Source organism: Pedobacter sp. 01N416 (assembly GCF_056399685.1).
The window spans coordinates 1-5,007 of the sequence record NZ_JBFTRT010000579.1; the positions used below are offsets into that span (position 1 = coordinate 1).

A 5,007-nucleotide genomic window follows, 5' to 3' on the forward strand; every position below is an offset into this window, starting at 1 on the left:
AAATTTATTTATTGACAAAAAAGTGCCATTGATTTTATCAAATCTCATTGTAGGGATTTTAGAACCTTTAACGGATACACAAAAACATTTCTCTCGATTTGATATTGTTGGCCAGTTACTTTATTTGAAAAAAAAGGTATGGACCACCGTTGTCAAGAATTTGCGATTTAGAGGACAGTTTATCCATTCCTGTTCCGGTAGGGTAAAATCCGACAGCTTGTGTGATGGTTGTGGCTCCACTTGTTTTGCTCAAAGAAATAGCCACATGGCCGAAACTGTTAGCGCCGACATTAAAAGAGGTTCCAGGCTGCGGTTCAACAACATACACCCTTACTACAAATGCTGCATTTGTACTTGGGATCTTTGAAAAACATTCCATCATCTCTCTGGGATTGACAGGGTTTTTGTCCTCTCCCGGAAGGTTCGATGGGGCAGGGGGAGATGATGTGTAGGTGTTTCCTCCGCCACCACCCGATGATCCCGAAGAGCCGTCGATTGGGATCATTTTATGAAGTACGCAGGGGAGGTGATGTCGATGCTTCCGCATCACCTTGTGCCGGTACTTGCGGTAATTGCCACCATTTTGGAAGGATTATTCGGACTGCTCTTACTGGCCGGTTTGTTTACTCGGGCTGCTGCGATGGGGAGCGGACTGTTGAGCTTATGCTTTGCGCTTTGTATGGCCCTCTCATTTGGCATTGAATCTCCGATAGGCTATTCTGTTTTTACGCTGAGCGCGGCGAGTTTCCTTCTTGCTCTTCAGCCCAACTGTTTTTGGAGCCTGGACGGATCCTCTTTATTCCGCCACGTTCTTAAACGGTCGGGAGCCATTTGGTTGTTTTAATTCAAGGTGATTGCCAATTGCATCTCAAAGTGGTTCCCTTTGGTCCCATATGCAAAATCATAACGCCGCGTATAAGCCCGTTTCGATGTAATGATTTTGAAGACCTGCTACAATTCCATTATTTACGGCGTCTCACTGCTACAGGAGTGGCACCTGTGGCCAAACCTAGTACCGCTTTTTTGCCAGCAGCTTGTTTTCCTTTAATAATTTGAGCAATCCGGTTTGCTACATTTAATGATGCTTCTTTAGGGTTATTAAAAACTGTAACCGGAAGCTTTTCAAACCGCGTTTCTTTTAATAAATTTAATCTTGCCATGATAGAAGTATTCCCTGCTATTTAATTTGTTTATGAAGGTGATAATCAGCAAGATTAGTAATTACTGATTTTGTGATTAATTTAACTTCCATACCAAACGTTTCAGCAACCTCTATCAGAATATCTTTAAACTGAAAACCAACCGAACCTGCGCAATTGAATGTATAAGCATTATAATTCTTATACCTACTTACTAGATTTTTAAAAAAGGCATTAAAAACCTGGAGTACAACATGACGCCTATAATCTGGGTTTATGGTCTCAAGGCTTAAAAATTTACAATAGCTAGCACAGAACCTGTTATAAAGTGGTTCTGAATAGAGGTTTTCTAAAAGTTTTTCAGGTGTTATTTTATAGGTGCTATAAAATAAATAGTTGGTTTGTTCGTCCATTTCTCCTCTTATATAATCTGTGATTATTTTCTTTCCAATAACACCGCCGCTACCTTCATCCCCCAATAGAAAACCGAGAGAATCTATATTGGTGGTTATCGATTTTCCATCGTATAAGCATGTATTTGTTCCTGTTCCCAATATGGCTGCAAAGCCTGGTTCATTGCCAAGTAGTGCTCTGGCTGTAGCCAATAAATCTGTGTCTACAGTTATCATAGCATTATTAAAAACCTGTTGCATTGCATTTTTTATCAACTCTATTTTGTGAATTTCGCAGCCAGCGCCATAGAAACTAATTTCCATTACTTCATCCCGCAAAATTGTATCAGGTAAATTCTCATTGATTGAATTTATTATATATTCACTGTTTACATAAAATGGATTGTAACCTTCTGTATCAAAATAAAACTTATGACTGTTATTGGTAATAAGGCACCAATTCGTTTTTGTAGAACCACTATCGGCAATTAATTTCATTGATTTACAAGTTCTTAATTTAGTTTAGAAATAGATATTTGTGGAAATTTTTGAGCTACTTGTGCAAGCTCATTTAAAGAAAGTGGTTTTAAGGCTTTTACTGCTGCTTGAAACTGGCTTAAGGTACCGTTATTAACCAATTCATTAACAATTACCTCATTAGGTGCATACAAGCCATCACTTGGATCCCAAATTTCATCTTTACTGTAATCATTTTCTTTGATATTGTTAAAGCCATTTGCCTTGAGGCTAGTGATAAGGTTACCAGCTGCGGCAGCTGCCCCAAAATTATTACTCGAATTTACCCACATATTAAACTGACTAAATTTGAGTTCTGGATAATAATCAGACACTGCCTTATTTACAATAGTTTTAATCCTATCAACTGTACTTTGTGGTGGCACCAGTTGCCAATAGTGCAAAGGAATGTAGCCTTTATAAACTTCGTAAGCTGGGTGTGCAATCAAATAAGGATTTATTGCCACACCAGTTGGTGTTAAATTATTCTTTTTGAAATAGGCTAAGGTAGATGTTGTGCCCAAATTATACATATCCAATAAGTCTGGAGATGTTATGGCGTAACTTGAAATACCTATTATATTCTTGTTGCTGGTAATGTTTTTTATCTGATCTTCTATTACACCGCTTTCCCAATCAGAAATATAGGTATAGTCAGTCTGTAAGGTAAAATCATTATAATCTCTAATTTTTTGCTGTAAAGTTTTTACATCATCTGCGCTGTTGCCCGGATACAAGATATAAATACTACCTGGTTTGTATTTTCCATTTACATTATCCAGAACTTGTTTTGCCTTTGTTTCGCCACCAGTTACTCCAGTAGAACCCATTATAACTATATTCTTTACATGGTGTTGTTGCAAAAAAGTGATGTACTCTTTAGGCAGATCTAACAATTTAACCCACGCAACGGCATCAGGTACCGAATGATCGTAGCCCAGCGTACTGTAAGATGGATAACCATTATTATTTGAATAACTTAATATGGTTTCTATCTCTTTGATATTATTGGTTGTTACCAAAAAATGAAGGGGCAAAACAGGAGCTTTTAATACATTACTTATATTTGGTATTGCCGGAAAACCTGTTGACAGAATTACCGTTTCGAAAGTAGTATTTTCTCCTAAAAACTTGTTATAGGAATCAACCGTTTTGATTACCGAGTTTTGTAAAAACTGAGGAGTTGCATAAACAGGATTAGGGCCAGAACCTGGGCCGTTTACTAGCCAAGAATGCGAAATTCCGCCACTTAGGTTTTCTATTGATTTTTCTACAACATATTCAGCACTCATTCCGCCATCCAAAGCGTACATATTTAAACCTTTATAGCTATTTTCTGTAATATTATAAACGGTTAAAATTTTAGAGTTAACTACCCTAAAAAATGTTTGATAAAGCACTTTTTCCTTTCCGTTTTCATCGTGATAAACCAGGTATACGCCATAGGCATCGGTACTGGCATCGTTTGGCACAGTCCATATCGGCAGGTTGGTTACGGCATATTGTTTTGCAGTATTAATTGTTATACCGCTCGGCAAACTGGTCTCTGTAAAAAAAGATTTATCTTTTGATATGTTTCTAATTTTAACCTTAACTGTTTTCAGATTAATTGGCTTTTCGCCAGAATTATTGATTGTACAGGAAAGTTTAACGCTTTCGCCAATTTCATAACTGCCCTTATCTGTTAAACAGTTTTCAAATTTAATTACCAAAAGTTGGGATGACGAACCGGTTTAACGCTATATGCAATTAGATACAGGTAACAAGGTAAAAGAATGATATAGGATAACTGGTTGTTGGAAAAATGCAGCAAATAACCATAGGCAAGTGGTATTATAGCACCACCAGCAATGCCCATAATTAATATAGCCGACGCTCTTTTTATCTGTAAAACACTTAACCCTCTTAAAGCAGTAGGCCAAATAGCAGGCCAGAGTAAGGCATTGACAACACCTAAGGCTGCTAATAAAAATACAGATATTTCTTTAGGCAGGATAATAATTAAAACAGTAATGAGGGCTCCAGATACAGCAGAAATCAAAAAGGAAAGTTCTTGTTTTAAATACTTTGGTATTAATATGATCCCAAGCAAATAACCAATAAGCATACCACTTAAGGTATATGAGGTAAGGTTTTTAGCCATACTTAGGGAAAAACCATGATATAAGCCATAGTTACTAATGGTGTCCCCAGCCATTACTTCTACACCAACTGCGCAAAATACGGCTACAAAACCCGCAGTTATCTGTCCAGTATATTTTTTCGCAATTATTGCCGATGACCGGTTAGTCTCTTCTTCATCTATTTGTGGTAGACTTACGTATTTCAATAAATACCCCAGTAACAATAATGCAACCGTTATAATAACATAAGGTATTATTATAGATCTGCCCAAATCATCTAACATTTGTATTTTATGCGAAGCAGACACTGTAGCTATATTAGCCACAATTGTATTCGATTTACCTAATAAAATACTACCTAATATCAAGGGAGCCAATATTCCTGCGAACTTATTGCACAGACCCATAATACTAATTCTTTTGGCTGCACTTTCGGCAGGGCCTAAGATGGTTACATAAGGATTTACAGCAATCTGCAAAATAGTTAATCCAGTACCCGTAATAAATAGTCCGGCTAGAAAAAGTATAAATGATCTGTTAATAGCAGCAGGAATAAATACAACTGAACCTACTGCCATACAGTATAAACCTATGCGCATACCACTAACCATACCTGTTCTTTTTAACATCTTGCCAGATGGTATGGCCATTACGGTATAGGCAATATAAAAAGCAAAGGTTACAAAGTAAGCCTCTGTCTCGGTAAGCTCGCAAGCGATTCGTAGAAATGGAATTAAAACTCCATTTATCCAAGTGATAAAGCCAAAAATAAAAAATAATATACCTATAGATAGCATTGCAGAGGTATAGTTTGCTTTTGGTTTTTCTATATATTCT

Annotated in this window: 5 protein-coding genes and 1 pseudogene; 1 reads left to right on the forward strand and 5 read right to left on the reverse strand. The window is 37.0% G+C overall.

Annotated elements, in window-relative coordinates:
- Nucleotides 1-115 precede the first annotated feature (115 nt).
- Nucleotides 116-505: a hypothetical protein gene (locus AC1DND_RS23955; protein WP_477585080.1), complete on the reverse strand. Its 390-nt coding sequence runs from the start codon at nt 503-505 to the stop codon at nt 116-118.
- Between the two features lie 3 nt (nt 506-508).
- Here AC1DND_RS23955 and AC1DND_RS23960 point away from each other — a divergent pair, with 3 nt between their 5' ends.
- Nucleotides 509-844, forward strand: a complete 336-nt coding sequence (locus AC1DND_RS23960; protein ID WP_477585081.1) for a DoxX family membrane protein — start codon at nt 509-511, stop codon at nt 842-844.
- A 133-nt stretch (nt 845-977) separates the two neighbouring features.
- Here AC1DND_RS23960 and AC1DND_RS23965 read toward each other — a convergent pair.
- From AC1DND_RS23965 to gluP, 4 genes and pseudogenes are all read right to left on the reverse strand, one after another.
- A pseudogene (locus AC1DND_RS23965) lies at nt 978-1,160 on the reverse strand (glucosamine-6-phosphate deaminase); the annotation flags it as partial.
- Nucleotides 1,161-1,177: 17 nt separating this feature from the next.
- On the reverse strand, nt 1,178-2,029 hold the full coding sequence (locus AC1DND_RS23970; protein WP_477585082.1) for an N-acetylglucosamine kinase: 852 nt from the start codon (nt 2,027-2,029) through the stop codon (nt 1,178-1,180).
- A gap of 14 nt (nt 2,030-2,043) precedes the next feature.
- Nucleotides 2,044-3,759: a hypothetical protein gene (locus tag AC1DND_RS23975; protein WP_477585083.1), complete on the reverse strand. Its 1,716-nt coding sequence runs from the start codon at nt 3,757-3,759 to the stop codon at nt 2,044-2,046.
- A partial coding sequence (gluP, locus tag AC1DND_RS23980; protein WP_477585084.1) for a glucose/galactose MFS transporter occupies nt 3,753-5,007 on the reverse strand: 1,255 nt, incomplete at its 5' end. The genes gluP and AC1DND_RS23975, both read right to left, overlap by 7 nt.

What these genes read in the sequence shown, in the direction of transcription:
- AC1DND_RS23960 (WP_477585081.1), top strand. Translation starts at nt 509, where the DNA reads ATGAAGTACGCAGGGGAGGTGATGTCGATGCTTCCGCATCACCTTGTG.
- AC1DND_RS23970 (WP_477585082.1), bottom strand. Translation starts at nt 2,029, where the DNA reads ATGAAATTAATTGCCGATAGTGGTTCTACAAAAACGAATTGGTGCCTT.
- AC1DND_RS23955 (WP_477585080.1), bottom strand. Translation starts at nt 505, where the DNA reads ATGATCCCAATCGACGGCTCTTCGGGATCATCGGGTGGTGGCGGAGGA.